The sequence below is a fragment of the Paenibacillus sp. FSL R5-0341 genome (assembly GCF_037975235.1).
In the GTDB taxonomy this organism is placed as follows: Bacteria; Bacillota; Bacilli; order Paenibacillales; family Paenibacillaceae; genus Paenibacillus; species Paenibacillus amylolyticus_A.
In genome coordinates, this window is the sequence record NZ_CP150241.1 from 3,108,120 (window position 1) to 3,124,643 (window position 16,524).

At 45.4% G+C, this 16,524-nt stretch carries 12 protein-coding genes; 6 read left to right on the forward strand and 6 right to left on the reverse strand.

Going from position 1 to position 16,524, the window contains the following annotated elements:
- Window positions 1–221: 221 nt before the first annotated feature.
- Window positions 222–926: an SDR family oxidoreductase gene (locus MKX75_RS13950; protein ID WP_036616036.1), complete on the forward strand. Its 705-nt coding sequence runs from the start codon at window positions 222–224 to the stop codon at window positions 924–926.
- Between the two features lie 116 nt (window positions 927–1,042).
- Here MKX75_RS13950 and MKX75_RS13955 read toward each other — a convergent pair whose 3' ends face one another.
- From MKX75_RS13955 to MKX75_RS13965, 3 genes are all read right to left on the reverse strand, one after another.
- Complete coding sequence (locus tag MKX75_RS13955; RefSeq protein ID WP_017688542.1) at window positions 1,043–1,873, reverse strand: carbohydrate ABC transporter permease; 831 nt, start codon at window positions 1,871–1,873, stop codon at window positions 1,043–1,045.
- 1 nt (window position 1,874) lies between these two features.
- The gene (locus MKX75_RS13960) at window positions 1,875–2,747 is read right to left on the reverse strand and encodes a sugar ABC transporter permease (RefSeq protein ID WP_062834362.1); all 873 of its coding nucleotides are present in this window, start codon (window positions 2,745–2,747) and stop codon (window positions 1,875–1,877) included.
- Between the two features lie 68 nt (window positions 2,748–2,815).
- Window positions 2,816–4,129 (reverse strand): ABC transporter substrate-binding protein, encoded by a 1,314-nt coding sequence (locus tag MKX75_RS13965; RefSeq protein ID WP_339170090.1) that lies wholly within the window; start codon window positions 4,127–4,129, stop codon window positions 2,816–2,818.
- Between the two features lie 206 nt (window positions 4,130–4,335).
- On the opposite strand from MKX75_RS13965, the gene MKX75_RS13970 reads away from it, so the two are divergent.
- The 3 genes from MKX75_RS13970 to MKX75_RS13980 all read left to right on the forward strand — a co-directional run bounded on the left by MKX75_RS13970 (window position 4,336) and on the right by MKX75_RS13980 (window position 9,869).
- Complete coding sequence (locus MKX75_RS13970) at window positions 4,336–6,099, forward strand: histidine kinase (RefSeq protein WP_339170093.1); 1,764 nt, start codon at window positions 4,336–4,338, stop codon at window positions 6,097–6,099.
- Between the two features lie 13 nt (window positions 6,100–6,112).
- Complete coding sequence (locus MKX75_RS13975; protein WP_339170095.1) at window positions 6,113–7,642, forward strand: response regulator; 1,530 nt, start codon at window positions 6,113–6,115, stop codon at window positions 7,640–7,642.
- 241 nt (window positions 7,643–7,883) lie between these two features.
- The gene (locus MKX75_RS13980; RefSeq protein ID WP_339170471.1) at window positions 7,884–9,869 is read left to right on the forward strand and encodes a methyl-accepting chemotaxis protein; all 1,986 of its coding nucleotides are present in this window, start codon (window positions 7,884–7,886) and stop codon (window positions 9,867–9,869) included.
- A gap of 94 nt (window positions 9,870–9,963) precedes the next feature.
- Here MKX75_RS13980 and MKX75_RS13985 read toward each other — a convergent pair whose 3' ends face one another.
- Entirely contained in the window at window positions 9,964–10,830 is an 867-nt protein-coding gene (locus MKX75_RS13985; RefSeq protein ID WP_339170097.1) for an AraC family transcriptional regulator, read from the reverse strand.
- Between the two features lie 244 nt (window positions 10,831–11,074).
- On the opposite strand from MKX75_RS13985, the gene MKX75_RS13990 reads away from it, so the two are divergent.
- Both MKX75_RS13990 and MKX75_RS13995 read left to right on the forward strand, forming a co-directional pair.
- Window positions 11,075–12,274, forward strand: a complete 1,200-nt coding sequence (locus tag MKX75_RS13990; protein ID WP_339170099.1) for an MFS transporter — start codon at window positions 11,075–11,077, stop codon at window positions 12,272–12,274.
- Window positions 12,275–12,488: 214 nt separating this feature from the next.
- Window positions 12,489–13,244, forward strand: a complete 756-nt coding sequence (locus MKX75_RS13995) for a gamma-glutamyl-gamma-aminobutyrate hydrolase family protein (protein ID WP_339170100.1) — start codon at window positions 12,489–12,491, stop codon at window positions 13,242–13,244.
- Window positions 13,245–13,356: 112 nt separating this feature from the next.
- Here the strand turns inward: MKX75_RS13995 and MKX75_RS14000 are convergent, their stop codons facing one another.
- Together MKX75_RS14000 and MKX75_RS14005 are read right to left on the reverse strand one after the other, a co-directional pair.
- Window positions 13,357–15,681, reverse strand: coding sequence for an MMPL family transporter (locus tag MKX75_RS14000; RefSeq protein ID WP_339170103.1), 2,325 nt, complete (start codon window positions 15,679–15,681; stop codon window positions 13,357–13,359).
- A gap of 20 nt (window positions 15,682–15,701) precedes the next feature.
- Window positions 15,702–16,349 carry a TetR/AcrR family transcriptional regulator gene (locus tag MKX75_RS14005; protein ID WP_062834371.1) on the reverse strand — a complete coding sequence of 216 codons (648 nt, stop codon included), beginning with the start codon at window positions 16,347–16,349 and terminating at the stop codon, window positions 15,702–15,704.
- Window positions 16,350–16,524: the final 175 nt, after the last annotated feature.

The following is a 16,524-nucleotide window of genomic DNA, read 5'->3' on the forward strand; positions in this document are numbered from 1 at the left end:
TCCATATGTAAATCCGTTCTCAATGAAGGACCAAAGAAAGATGCTCGGAGCCTTATTTCAAAGGTTATCGGGCATCTTCTTTTTATGAAGACATGAATCATAAAAGTTATTCTTTACTGATCGTTCTTAATGTGATAGATTGTTATTGGGAGTTATGAGAATGATCATTCTCGTAACAGCTCGAAAATGAATGAATTCTCAATGAGAGGGAGTAATAATAAATGAATATTTCCAAACAAGTTGCTATTGTAAGTGGAGCTAATCGAGGGTTGGGCAAGGAACTTGCTCTTGAATTGCTTGCGCGGGGAACCAAAGTTTACGCTGGCGCACGGAACCCTGAATCCATTGATCTGCCGGGAGCTATTCCACTGCAACTCGATATTACGGATCCACAATCTGTCATGGCTGCTGCTGAGGTAGCTAGTGATGTAACCCTTCTAATCAATAATGCTGGTTCCGCTACGGGTGCTTCTCTGCTCACAGGTGAGCTGAACGATATTCACTTGGAGTTCAATACACATGTATTCGGTACGCTTTCAATGATTCGTGCGTTTGCACCGGTGATAGAGAAGAATGGGGGCGGTTCGATACTGAATATCCTGTCTGCTCTATCTTGGCTCAGCCTTGGTAACTCAGGTGCATATTCAGCTGCAAAATCCGCTCAGTGGGGAATTACGAATGCATTACGTCTGGAGTTAGCCCCTAAGAACGTTAGCGTTGCCGGATTGCACGTAGCGTTCATGGATACGGATATGACGGCAGGTATCGACGCACCGAAAACGAGCCCAACGGATATTGCCAAAATTGCAATAGATTCCATCGAAGCGGATCTCTACGAGATTATTGCTGATGATACTAGTCGGAATGTACAACAGGGTCTTGCTGGTGGTGTTGCTGCCCTTTACCCGCAATTGTTTCAAAAATAGAGGGGTGTAGATGGATTTTCTCGCCTTAAATAAAACAACCCCCACCAGATATGGTGGGGGTTGAGTACGTCATGAATACTCCAATTCTATTCCTAGAGAACCGTGAGAATACAAGGCTATCCTTTAACTGCACCGGCAGTGAGGCCGCTGACAATATATTTTTGCCCGAACAGATACAGGATGAATACAGGCAGTGAAGTGAGCACGAGATTGGCGAAAATCAGATTCCAGTCCCGGCTATATTTGCCGTAAAAATTGTAGATTGATAGTGGCATCGTCCATGTGGAGCTATCTGTCAGGAAGTACACCGGAATTGTGATGTCATTCCAGACGGACATGAACACCATGATGGCTACCGTTGCGTTAACGGGTAGAATGAGCGGTGTGACGATACGGAAGAACACGCCGAACACACTTGCTCCTTCCAGAAATGCCACTTCGTCCAGCGCTCTTGGAATGGTTTTGATGAATCCACTATACAAGAATACACTGAAGGCCGTATTTAACGCGGCGTAGATCAGGATGACACTTGTGATGCTGCCGTAGAATCCTAATCCCTGTACGACACGTATGGTCGTAATAATCGACATCGGCGCAATCAGTCCCATGAAGAAATACATGTAGATCGTACCGGATAGTTTGGTTTCCCGACGTGCCAGAATGAATGCCGCTGCCGAAGAGGCAACGATATTAATGATGGATGATACGCCAGTAATCAAAATGCTGTTGAAGAACGCTCGAGACAGACCACCTTCCTGGAAGACACGAACATAGTTCGAGAACTGCCATGTCTCGGGGAAACTCAGGGAGAAGCTGAGCACTTCGGCGCTGGTTTTGAATGAACCAAAGATCAGAATGACAAGCGGCAACAGAACGATAAGGGAGGCCAGAATCAGGAAACCTTCCACGATATAGTTGCGGATGGCAAGTTTGCGTGTGTAGCCCATGTTATTCCGTAACCTCCTTACGCCGCATGAAGATCAATAGCGGTATAGCAATAATGGTAACGACCACGAACAGAAGGGTGTTGACCGCCGTACCGAGTCCCCAGTTGCCTTCGCCGAAAGATCGCAGAATGATCGTACCCACGACTTGGGAAGCGTTACCCGGGCCACCACCGGTCATGACATACACCTCGGAGAATACTTTAAGTCCACCGATCAATGTCAGCATCAGGTTAATGTTAATGGCGGGCAATAAGAGTGGCAGTGTGATCTTGAAAAAACTTCTCCACGAGCTTGCGCCATCAATCTTGGCTGCTTCGTAATATTCTTGAGAAATGGACTGCAGACCAGCCAGATAGATGGCCATCTGGAACCCGGCGCTCTGCCAGATGGAGACGATGGCAATCGTCCAGATGACAATAGATGGGTTGGTCAGCCAAGCTTGGCTTAACGAATGTAATCCTACGGATTCCAACAGATTGTTGATGGTACCTTCGGTACGCAACATGGGAGTGAACAAAATGCTGATCACAAGGATGCTGAGAATGGAAGGGGAGTAGAAGATCGCGCGCAGCAGGTTCTTTGTTCTTAATCGCATGTTAAGGCCTACGGCCAGCAATAGGCCGATGACATTCTTGCCAACGACGGTGACGATCGCAAATATCGCCGTGTTTTTCAGCGCCAGAATTAGCGTTTTGTCCGAGAAAATTTTCTCGAAATTATCCCACCCGATGAACTTCAGCTCCAGCCGATCCAGCCGCCAATCCGTGAATGAGTAATAGAAAGCGGCGAGAGCAGGCACAACGAAAAAGATGGAGTAGATAATCAGTGCGGGAAATATCATGTAATACGAATACAAATTTTTAGTCCTTTTCATGTCTCACACTCCGTTATAGCTAGGCAGCATAACGATCGTCCATGTTATGCTGCCCTGTATTTCACTCTTTAGAAACCTTCTACACCTTTATCCTGCATCAGCTGACTGAACTTCTCATCCCAGGATTTCAGGACTTCTTCCGGTGACAAACCACCTGCAAATTGATCCTGTAACAACCGGTACAGTTCGCTGCGGTCGACCAGCATGAAAGCATCCGTTGTCAGCACTGTTTTCTTAGGCGTAATATAGTTGTCTACAATATCCTGCTTGTAAGCCGGCAATTCGGGTGTGGTGACGTCACTGAAATTGGATACGTACCCTTTGGAGTCCACGATCTGTTGTGCGACATCCTTGGAAGCAATATAGTCCAGGAACTGTTTAGCTTCTTCCAAATGTTTGGATTTCTTCGGAATGAACAGTTGTCCGCCGAGTGGACTTGCACCGAGACTGGCATTCTCTGACGATGGAATCGGGAATACGCCCAGTTCCATATTTGGATCTTGCTCAGCAACACCTTCAATTAACCAATCTCCCATAAACATCATGGCTACTTCCTTGTTCAGGAATTTACCTACTGCCATGTCATAGCTGTCACTAAGCACATCCGTGTTGGTGTACCCTTTGGTGTAAATTTCATACTGTTGTTCCAGGAAGGTTTTGAATTCCGGAATGTCGGACCATTTTTTCTTATTGCTGTTCAAGTCATCAAAAAACGTCGGCTCATTTTTGGCTACAAAATCGGCAAAAGCTGCAGCAGGCCAGATGTTGGCAGCCCAGGCATCTTTGTAAGGCATGAATACAGGCGTAATGCCACTCGCTTTGATTTTTTCACAGATCGCTAGGAATTCTTCGTAGTTCGTTGGAAGAGACAACCCGAGCTCTTCAAAGATCTGTTTGTTATAAACGACCCCTTGCATCCCTGTATCTTGGCTGACATGGAAACTGTAGAGGTGTCCACCAGAAGAGAGGACGTCTTTGTTCACAATTCTGCTCGCCCAAGGCTCGTTATCCAGAATTTCGAAGTTACGTTCAAGGTTCAGGTCCGTAACTGCGCTCGCCAGATTGTACTGAATAATGTCAGGCGTTTCATCTACAGCGAGTTTAGTTTGCAGTACCGTCGTCGTTTGTTCCGCTGGAATCAGCTGCAAATTGACGCGAATGTTCGTTTGTTTTTCGAATGCATCGAGAATGTCTTGCTGAATGAAGGCAGAGTCCTGAGAACTTTTAGAGATCGCCAGCTCCAGTGTGACTTTGCCGCCCTTACTGTCCCCGCCAGCAGCTGTACCGGAATCCTTGCCGCCTGATCCACAAGCGGTTAACGAGATGGATAATAAACTGGCCAGGATAATGGAAATCGCCTTTTTTCTTTTTATTGTTTTCAATGCAAATCCCCCTCTAAAACGTTTAGTGAATCCGTTTACAAGTCCGATTATAGATTCTTTTCTCTCCCCGGTACATGTCTGTGCTTGAACGTTGATGTGTAAAATCCTGAACTTGAAATCGCTATCATTTCATGGAGTACCGTGATAGAGTAGACTTGAATGTAAGGGATTTCACATCATGTCGGAACAGGAGGGCACCTCTAAGAATGGCGAAGCTCATACATAAAGCAACTCAATTCAGTTTGCAGACGAAGGTGTTTTTGACGTTTCTGGCTCTTCTTTTGTTCGTACTGGGCTGTTTTATCGTGTATGTAAATGTGATTGTTGTCCGCCCGCTCAAACTGAAAACGGAGCAGGATACCCTCGTGACCGCTACGAAGGTAAGAGAGCAGGTTGACCTTTACGTAGAACAGCAGAACCAGATGTCGCAGCGAATATTGTCCAGCAAGGACATTTTTGCAGCCATGGACAAGAGCTCCTCAGCTCATAGTAATTATGAAAGGCTGAAGCAGATTCGGATCATCAAAGACATCATGTTTCAGGCGATCGGGCCGAGTATGAATATCATGGACATGTCCATCTATGACAAGCAAGGCGTTCTCCTGACGTCCTATCTGGGTTCGGGCAATCCACCAGCGATCTTGAACACCATGATGAAGAGTAGCCAGATTGGACGAGATTGGACGGAAAGTGGGTTTGTTCTGCTGCGCCAAGCCGATACTATCTCCTTTGTTCGCACGATTAATGATCAGAACGGCAAGGTGTATGGATATCTAAGCATTCAGATGGAACAAGCCTATATACAGAACCTAACGGAAGGCATAACAGCAGGAGATGTTTATATTCTGAATGAACAAGGGGAGCAGATGACAGGCTCGGAAGCGGGTGTGACATTTCCCAATTGGACGAAGCCTTCATCAGACGAGGGACTGGGTGTCGACAAAGACGACAATTATATCACGCATTCCACATCACCCAGTACAGGTTGGATCACGTATATCATAACACCCAAAAAATCCGTGCTGGGCTCGATCCATTCAGTTCAGACGATGTCCATTCTGCTGATTACGGCACTGATGCTGGTTTCTTTTGTGTATATATTCCTGTCGACGCGTAACCTGTTGCTGCCTATCCGCAAGCTTCGCAGTCAGATCTGGCGTATGAACTATAGCAATATGAATCTGAAAGTGGATGAAACGCCGAAGAATAATGATCTGTTATTGCTGAATGAAGCTTTTCAGGACCTGATGGAAAGACTGCAGCAATCCATTGACCGTGAAAAATCGGCACTTCATGAAGAAGTAAAGGCTCGTAATTCGGCGCTGCAAGCCCAGATTGCGCCTCATTTTATTCATAACGTTCTATATCTGATCAGTATTGCTGCGCAAGAGGGGAAGACCAAAGTCGTATCGGATATGTGCAAGCATCTCTCGGACAGTCTGCGTTATATTGTCTCTTCACCATACGCACATGTGACCTTGGCTGAGGAGCTTCAACATACGAGGCATTATTTGTCCCTTGTACAACAAAAGTACGAAGAGGATCTGGAGTGGGACATCCGTGCGGACGAGTTGGCGAACGAAATCCGGTTGCCACGGTTGGTCATTCAGCCTTTTGTGGAAAACTGCATAGAACATGCCTTTGCCAACACCGCACCGCCTTGGCGTATCCAGATTACCGTGAAGCAATATAACGGATTATGGGCATTGGAGATCAAGGATAACGGGGAAGGCTTTCAACCGGATAAGATTCAGGAGATTTTAGCCAATATTCAGACATCGGGGACCGGAATGAACCAGACTGCCGATCGTGCTACAGCTCTTGGTAATATGGGGATTATCAATAGTGTCAATCGACTCAAACTAATGTATAACAACCGGCTCTTTATTAATATATTTAACAATCATACGGAAGAAGAACATGGAGCAACGATTCAGATCATCGGCTCATTGACGAAGGATTTTTACTAGCTAGGAGGTACAGATGATGTATAACGTTATGATCGTTGAGGATAGCAAACCGATATTACGTAATATTAAAATGCTCTTGGAGACGTTGAGCTTCCCGATTCGTATAGCTGCAACGGCAACGAATGGAGAAGAAGCCTTGGCAGCGTTAAAGCAGGAACCGATTGACCTGCTGTTGACCGATATCCGGATGCCGAAAATGGATGGCTTATCTCTGATTGAGCAAGCCAAGCTTGCCAACTCAGAGCTGAAGGTCATTCTGATTAGTGGTTATAGCGATTTTGAATACACAAGAAAAGCATTGAACCTGAAAGTATTTGACTATTTGCTAAAACCTGTGGAGCGAGAGGCACTCGAAGAGGTTATGGGTCGGGTAATTGACCAACTGGATCAACAGATGTCCAAGGACCTGCTGGATTTACAGGAAATCATTCATCCCCAATGTGAAACTGCACTGAAACAAGGGGAGGCGTTTCCGCCTTTATTCAGCCAGATGATGTTCATTATGAACAAACAGCCCTTCACCGCAGGACATGAACGATGGGTGCAGGTGGAGCTTGAGAGTATAATGCAGGATTTTTTTACATCCCATGCATGTCGAGTTTACACCAGTCAAACCCCGTATCAAATAGTCGCTTTCGTCAACAAGAGTGCACTCGATTTGTACTCTTCCGTACATGAATGTCTTGAATCGTTGCGTCGGCATCTGCTTTCACATGATTATGATGCCATAATCGGAGGACAACTGCTGTTCGCTGAATCTGGTAATCTGCCAGAACTCTATCACCGCATGTCGTCCATAGTGTCTGAGCAGCAAAGGTTGAAACAAGGATTAGCGCTGGATACCGGGAATCCGGTGTCGATGGCTAGATCCGAGACGGGCTGTCTGGATTCGGTGTTGGAAGCTGCTTTTGTACAGATGGTACAGGCTCGTCAGAAAGAGCGGTTTGCTCTTAAGTTATCCGAATTGCTGAATCGATGGGCGGAGGAAAATGTACATATCACCGAGGTGGAGCGGTTTATCGGGTTAATTGTAGACACGTTCGCTCATCTGTACGAGGAACAGGGGTCGGGGATTCGATTGGGTCTGGAGCTGCGGGCAAGACAATTCGCTCAGGCACATTCCTACGATGACTTTTGCCGGGAACTGACGGAATGGACGGGACAGTGCTTCGATATGCTGCAATCCCACGTTCGAAAAAGCAAGGCGATCTTGTTCGAGCAGATTGACGATCACGTAAAACTGAATAAATACTCTCCATTGTCGATCAACGACATTGCCATGAAATTTCACGTCAGCCCGTCGTATGTCAGCAGAGTGATCAAAAATGCAACGCAAATTACGTTTGTTCAGTATTACACCCAGCTTCGCATTCAGGAAGCTTGCAGACTGATGCAATGCCAACCGGACATGAAGTTCAAGGAAGTATCCGATCTGCTGTCGTTTAGTGATCAGCACTATTTCTCGAAGGTATTCAAGGAATATACGGGGCTAAGTCCTACGGAATATAAACAACAGCTGTCTGGCAGTAAGACCCAATCATAGCTAACAAACCCTTTTTATCTATGGTATAATACAAAACAAATACGGCTTGTTACTGAATTCATTCAGGCAATACCTATGTATATACATGCTCAACGTTTCTTTGAGTGTGTGTATATATGGGTTTTTTTGCGTTTACTTGCTGATTGATTCTACCAAAATCAATAAAGAGAGGGCGATTTATTTGAAAAAGGCAAAGAAACAAAGTTCATTTTTGAAGAAAGGAGGAACCGTTTTACGTTTGATGAGCACCAGACTCATTGCAGCTTTCCTTGCGGTACTTATTATCCCGACTGCACTTATCGGATACTTTTCGTATAATAGTGCCAAAGATCAGGTACAACAAAAAATGACAGATCCCATCAATACCATTTTAACCATGACAGGGCAGCACATTAACAATCTGGTGGGGGAAAAAGCAGCATTATTGAATTATATCGATAGCATGTATGGCTCCACCCTCAGTCAGGCGAACAACGAAAGGGTACAAGTAGGAATCGACCAATTATCTGATACATATCCTGATATTCTGGCCATAACTGTGGGCAACGACCAAGGTGATGTTATATCATCTCCAACAATAGAAGATGCAACATATGATCCACGCAGCACAGAATGGTATGCCAATGGGGAAAGTAACAATGGATCACTCTATTTTTCAAGTATTATGAAGGATTCCGGATCCGGGAAGATTTATGTAGAGATCTCAAAAGCTCTGTCAGATGATCGAGGTGTGGCAAGTATTAAACTTGATCTGGAGCGATTAGCAAATGAAATATCGAATGTGGATGTAGGAGGCAATGGGAGTCTGATTGTGGTGGACTCCAATCGGACGATTGCGGCTTGGTCCGGTGCCATTGTAAAAGGTGGGGGAGGAGAGCTCGGCGGAGCACTCATTGAGGGAATTCCAGTTCATCCGAATACGGCTTCCAGTTCCGAAGAACCGATGGCGTTTTCCCAATTTGTCAGAACGGATCTGGCGTATGATCTTGAAGTGTATAACGGTGTTAATGCCTTGACAGGTTGGAATGTCATTGCTCTGATGGGCCATGAAGACTTTATTGCTGCTGCGAAGCCTATTATGGTATCGAGTCTAACCGTCATTGCTATCTCTGTATTGATTGCCGTTGTAATTATTTTCTTCATTTTGCGATCTTTTATCGTACCTATGCAAAAACTGAGAAAGGCAACTCGCAGTGTAAGCGAAGGGAATCTGTCTGAACGAGTGAATCTTAAAACCGAAAACGAATTTGGTATATTGGCAAATGATTTTGACCAAATGACCAGTTCTCTTCAATCGGTAGTTGCTGAACTTCATCAGACATCATCGTTGTTAAGCCACTCTTCCCAAATGATTCAGGAGAGTACTGAACAAACGACCCAATCGGTTCAACATGTAGCTGAAACCATGCAACAGACTGCCGAATCAGCTATTGTTGGGGCGGAAAATTCGGAACAGACAGCGAATGCAGTCGAAGAGATGGCCAGAGGTATCAGTACAATCGCAGAATCTGCGAGTGCGATTGTGGATTCGGCTGAAGAGACAGAGCGCGCTGTCGCTAATGGTGGAAAAACGATAAACCAGGTCGGAACACAAATGGAACATATTCTCGTAGCTGTTGAAGAAACCTCGGCATTGATTAACGAGCTGTCCAGTCTTTCGGCCGAAGCCAATCGAATGAATGAAGCAATTGCGGATATCTCTCGGCAAACCAATCTTCTGTCACTGAATGCTTCTATTGAAGCATCACGAGCAGGAGAACACGGAAAAGGTTTTGCTGTCGTTGCAGGTGAGGTACGTACGTTATCCATGCAATCCAAACAAAGTGCGGATGAAATTGGCGCTACGATTGGCAAAATGCTCGATCTGATTGCGAAATCGACATCCCTCATGAATGATAAAGTTCGTAATCAAGTTGGTGAGGGAATGCGGATCAGCCAAGAAGCTTCTGCAACCATATCCAACATTGAACAATATACAACGCATATCGTTGATCAAATTCAGGATATTTCCGCTGTCTCAGAACAGTTGTCAGCCAGTACGGAAGAAGTCTCGGCTACCGTTGCCGCGATGAGTCATATCTCTAAAGTGTCGGCTGACAGTGCTCAGACGACTTCAGCAGCAGCCCAAGAGCAAATGGCGGCGATGGAGGAGATATCGGCATCATCTGCACAGTTATCCAAAACAGCTGAGAACATGCAAGAATTGGTTCGCCGGTTTAAGCTTTAAAGAGTAGTATGTATGTATGTGTGTAAGGTAAAGTGAATAGCCAAGGCGCTCCCCAAATTGGAGCGCCTTTTTGCGCTTAGAGAGATTAGTAAGATTAGTATGAATGTGATGCCTCATCCCCGAACATATCCTTTTGATTCTTTTTTCGAAAACTTCGCGGGGATTCACCAACTGTTTTGGTAAATAGAATCGTAAAGTAATTGGGGTTATCGTAACCAACCAGTTTGGCAATTTCCCATACTTTTTTGTTGGTTGAGACTAATAATCGGGTGGCTTCACCCATTCTTCGTTGAATCAGGTAGTGATAAGGCGAGGTGCCATAGTGATTTTTATACATATGAATTAAGTAATAAAAATCGATGTGAAATTGATCTGCCAATTCCTTCAGTTTAATGCTTTGCCGATAGTGGGTATCCAAATAGTCCTTAATGCTCTCAACAAGGGTGTTACTCCGGACACTCTCTCCATCAGGAAGCTGCTGACGGGACAGCCGATCGATGATCATAAGGATAGCTTTCAACACATGCCCAGAAATAGACTCGTATCCATGTTCCCGGATTGAAAATTCATTGAAGAGAGTCTGCATTAACGAATGAAGCTCATCGGAATATCGGTTGGCTCGAATGATCGGCTCGTTAGAGGGAGGGATGACCCAATCCTTGTGGGTACCTTCTGTAAAACGAAACCCACAATAAAAGGTGGATAACGGGAATTCAGGATTGGACTTCTCCTCGTGAAGAGTACCCTTGTTATAAATGAGCATGTCGCCTTTTTGAGCCCAGTGCTTGGTACCGTCGATGGTGAACAATCCTTTGCCTTCAGTTACGTAGATAATCTCGTGCAGGTCGTCATGCTTATGCGTCGGAAAGCTCCAATGCGGATTGTCGGCCAGCTTTCCTACATAAATAATGGTGCAATCTCGATTTGCATCCAGTTGGCCGGATTCGTGGTGTGTATTCATCTATGTCTTCCCTTCAGAATCTTTAATGATAATCTGTGCTGAAATGACAACATACATAATGTTTTGCAACAAAACCACAACAACCTTGATTGTCGTCATGGCATATCTGACAGTACAATTTCACTATCAAAATGTACTATATATCGAAAGTGGAGGGATGGGAAAGCAGAAAATACATGAATTAATGATGGTAGACAGAATTGAAGCGCTTGCAACAATAGAAAGGATTAGTGAGTATTGATTTATGACTAGAAATAGAGAGAACCTACTTATTTTAACGCTTACGCTTGTCAGCTTTGTATTGGGAACAACCGAGTATGTTATCGTGGGTGTGTTGAAGGAAATTGAAAGTTATATGAAAGTATCACTTGCTGCCGCGGGAATGCTTGTCTCCGGTTTTGCGATTGCATACGCAGTGGGTACACCATTTGCCGTGGCCTTCTTGGCTAAAATATCTAGACGAAGTTCCATATTGATTGGATTCGGGATCGTATTAGCATTAAATCTGTTGACCGTGTTCTCAACAACGTTCTATTCTCTAATGGCCATTCGCATCGTTTCGGCCGTTGCTTGTGGACTTACGATATCGCTTTCGATCTCGATCGTAAGCGACGCAGTGAACCGGGAGCGAAGAGGGGAAGCCATCGCCTGGATTTTGGGCGGATTTTCTATTGCGAATGTGCTAGGTGTTCCGCTCGGTACATTTATCGGACAACATCTGAGCTGGTCCATGACATTCGTCGTTACGGCATGCATAGGTGTTTTGCCGCTGGTGTTCATGTTCCGTATTCTGCCACGCCAAACAACAACGATTGCAGGTTCGTTCAGTGATCAGATGTCTCTCTTTTTAAAACCACGGATATTGCTGGCCTGTCTGATCCCGGTACTGGGAAACAGCTGTATTTTCGTCGTTTTTACGTACATTACGCCACTCCTTAGTGAGACAATGGGTGTCCCTGTACAATGGATTAGTGCCATACTCCTGATCTATGGCGCCTGTAGCATCCTGAGTAACTGGATTGGTGCCAAAATAGCCAAGGGTGACTTCCTACCCAAGCTCAAGCGACTTTTCGTCATCCAAGCCATCCTGTTCCTGGGCATGAGTTTTACCGTTTCTAATGTGTGGATGGGCTTGGCATTCCTGTTCCTGATTGGATGTGTGTCATCCTCGATGAGCGCGGCATCCCAGTTATATTTGTTTGATGTGTCTGGAACGATCGCGCCGGGGTCCAAAGCATTCGCATCTACACTCCTGCCTGTAGCAGCCAACGTGGGTATAGCGCTTGGCTCTGGTGTCGGCGGGATTGCCGTCAACATGGGTGGTGTGCAGTGGGTGCCTCCAGTGGCTGTGATGCTTGCGTTGCTTGCTTTTGTCATTACACAAATATGCCAGCGTTCCATCCAATTGAATTCAGATGAAGCAACCATTGTAAAAGCAGCTTAGATGAGATGATTTTTAGACTAATGGGATGAATGTATATATGTGAGATTTGAACGACAAACAAAGTCGCTGTTCTAGCGGCTTTGTTTGTTTTTATTTTTCCAGCACTCCGGATGATACCGGTTCGTAGATTATAAAGGTAGGAAAATGCAATAATTCAGTGAATTTGTATATGAAGAGATCTGATAAAATGAATGAAAAGATAGGAGGGGAACCCATGAAAAAGCCGATGATCGGTGTTCTGCCTTTGTACGATACAGACAAAAAAAGTTACTGGATGCTTCCGAACTATATGAACGCCATAGAGGAAGCTGGTGGGATTCCAATTATGCTGCCTTTGACAACAGATATCGAGATCATAGCAACTCTGGCTGATGAGTTCGATGGGTTCCTGTTCACGGGGGGACATGATCTCAATCCTGAGCTATATCATGAGTATGCAGAGATTGCCTGTGGGGAGTTGTGTATTGAACGCGATATTATGGAGTCGAACCTGTTACAAAAAGTGATTGAGCTTGATAAGCCTGCCTTTGGCATCTGCCGTGGACTGCAGCTATTTAACGTTATATTGGGTGGAACGTTGTATCAAGACATTCCAACCAGCCTTCAACTTCATGTGAACAAGATCGTTACTCACAAGCAAAGTCCGCCTTACTCGAATCTTGTACATGATGTACATATAGAGCAAAATAATTTGCTTCATGATATCTTGCAAACCGATACGCTACAAGTGAACAGCTATCACCATCAGGGAATCAAGAAGTTATCGGATAAATTAACTGCCGTGGCAGTCGCTGAAGATGGACTCGTTGAGTCGGTAGTCATGGCAGGCCGCTCGTTTGTTTTGGCCGTGCAGTGGCATCCAGAGTATAGCTATAAAGTAGATGACTATAGTCAGAAGTTATTTGCGGCGTTTGTTAATGCTGCTAAATCCCCACGCTATACGATCCATATTGAAGACATAACCGCATAAGAAAGATTAGGAACAGAAAAAAGACCTCCTGTTTATAAAAAACAGAGGAGGTCTTTTTAATGGTGAGAGTAGACGTGATTGTAGTCGCGATATCACCATTGTATAGGCAGTATTATTTTAATCCAGACTTGGTGTTGGCATGCTCTTCAGCATGAAGGGAAGCAATCAGCTTCTCGCCTTCAACATCCAGGTTCGGCAGGATGCGATCCAGCCATTTCGGAAGTGCCCAAGCTTTGTCTCCAAAAATAGCCATGATGGCAGGGACCAAGCCCATACGGATGATGAAAGCATCAATCAGAATGCCTACCGCCAAGGTGAAACCAATCTGCTTGATCATGACATCATCGGTGAAGATGAATCCTGCGAATACAGAGACCATGATCACCGCTGCGGCAACAACCACGCGACTAACCTGGTTGTACCCATGAACGACGGATTCGGTTCCGCGTTGACCATGAACATATGACTCGCGCATGGAGCTAACGAGGAAGACCTGATAGTCCATCGCGAGGCCGTACAGGATACCTGTCACGATGATCGGCATAAAGCTCAGCAGCGGGCCGCCGGTATCGAAACCAAAGAGCGAATGCAGCCAGCCCCATTGGAATACAGCAGTCGTGATTCCGAATGTAGCCAGGATACTAAGCAGGAAGCCAATTGTTGCTTTGATGGGAACGATGATCGAACGGAATACGAGTAACAGGATGATCAGTGATAGCAGGATGATAATGCCTACATAAATAGGGAACACCTGCGCCAGTTTGGCTGACATATCGATGTTAACAGCTGTAAGTCCAGTAACTCCGAGTTTCACATCATAGTTCTGTGCGATACCAGAATCAGCCGAGCGCAGATCATTGACCAGTGTTTTAGTTAGCGCATCGTTAGGACCTGTTTTTGGAATGAGACTAAAGATCGCCAAATCTTCTGTCATCCCAAGCGGTGTAACCTGTGCAACGTTGTTTTGACCTTGAAGCTCCATTACCAGACCGCCCAAGAGTTCCGGCGTGACTTTGGTGGAAGATTGATTAGGCTCTGCGACCAGAATAAGTGGTCCGTTGAATCCTTCTCCGAAGCCTTCCGAGATGGCATCATAACTCTGTCTTGCGTCTGTATCGAGATTCGCTGAAGAAGCGCCAGGGATACCCATTTCCATTTTGGCGATCGGTGTCGCCGCAAAACCAAGAATGACGATGATGGCGATAATGGTAGCCCAACGATTCTTGATAACGAATTTCACCCATCTGTCCGCAACTCCGTGGCTAGTGGCTTTAGGATGTTTCGTGCTTTTCTCACGAGCTTTGGCGGAACAGATGCGTTCTCCTACCAATCCCAGCAAAGCCGGCAACAGGGTTAAAGCAACGAATACGTTGATGAGCACGGTGGCAGCTGCGACCAAAGCCATCGTAGACAAGAAGGTGAGACCGATGACAAGCATACCGCACAGTGCGATAATAACCGTTAATCCGGCAAAAAATACCGCGCTGCCTGATGTGCCAATGGCTCTTGCCGTTGCTTCTTTTGCGCTTAAGCCTTGATCAATAATCATTCGACGCTGGCGATTGACAATGAAGAGCGCATAGTCGATTCCGACAGCCAACCCAACCATAAGAGCCAGAACGGAAGTGACACTAGGCATTTCAATGAATTTGGAGATCGAGAACGCACCACCAACTCCAATGGCAACACCGAGGAGTGCTGTGATCAGAGGCAGACCTGCTGCAACGACGGAGCCAAGGGTGATCAGCAATACAATCACAGCAATGACCAGTCCAACAATCTCAGCCGAGCCGACCCCAATTGATACCGCTTTGAGCGTTTCGCCCGGCAGCACCGTAATATGGGTTCCTTGCTCTACTGTCATAACGGACTGAATCACGGAATCAAATACATCTTGCGTGATGGCAGACTGTTCGATTGTAAATTGGAACTGGAACAGTGCGATACTGCCGTCCGAAGAGATCAGCATGCCAGGTACAGGAACACCATCCACCATTAAAGGTCCATAGGGAGGAGGTGTGGTTGTTGCGGCTTGCGCCGAATCAGTAGCCTGAGTATTCTGAGCCATCTCAGCTGTAGCACCTGAATTACCCGCTTCAGCTGCGTAGTCCGCAGGGTTAATGACTTTGTCTAATCCGTAAACTTCATTAACACCTTTCATCATGGCCGCCAAACGTTCAGGCGTATCCAAACGCTCGTTGTCCGGTGCTTTGAACACAACGCTTCCTTGACCGCCAGAGGCGGCTGGTAGTTCTTTTGCCAATTGATCCAGAACCTTCTGCGACTCTGTACCTTCAATCTTCATTTCAGAACTGATGTGAATACCATTGATGCTGATCATGGAGATGACAATTCCCAGAATTAAAACCCAGCCAATAATGAAGGTTGCAGGTTTGCTAAAAGCGGTTTTCCCCACTCGATATAATAATGTAGACATTTCTCTATTTTACACTCCCTCTAAGATGAATGTGGATGGTTAGCTTGTTCGAATCCTGTTCGCAAGTGACCAAACATGGTTTCTAAAAATTGATCGAACGTTACAGCACCGGGCTTGGTATCTTCAGTAATGGTTTGTCCGGGCAGCAACACATTGAGTCTTCCATCAATTAATGGCAGTATGGTGCCGTACATTGCATTAATTAGAAGATAAGTATAAATCTCGTCGTGCTTTCCGTTAGATAAGTCTAATAAGGTTTCTTGTGCCTGCGTCTGCATGCGGTGCATGGCTCCAAGGTAATGCGGTTCAAGCACGGGATAGGTCTGGGATAGCGATAGTAGCTGATGTAGTCTTCCTATTAGTTCTGTTGTAAGCTGCATTTTGATCAGGTCATACAGTACGTCAAGCAAGGAGACATTTTCGGGCATTTCGGTAAGTAAAGCTTCGAGTTCCGTTGTATTCTGAACGGATGTTGCGCCTCTTGCTACGGCTTCTTCTTTACATGTGAAGTAGTTTGCAAATGTTCTACGTGAACAACCCACCTGATGTACGATATCTTCCACCGTAAAGCCATCAAGGCCATGTTCAAGGGTAAGTTCAAATGCAGCAACAGCAAGCGCCCTTTCAGTTGCTTCTTTTTTCAAATGTCGCAAGTTTCTTTTGGTCATTATTCTCCGCTTATGCGTTCACCTCCAGCACCAATGACTATGGTGTAATTATAATAATGAAGAGCATACATACTTAGCATGCACGTTGTGAGGATTATCATAACAACAATTTGCCCAATGTGCAAATTTACTCATTGTGCAATTATTTTGGTGTGACAGGCATACTTCGAATCAA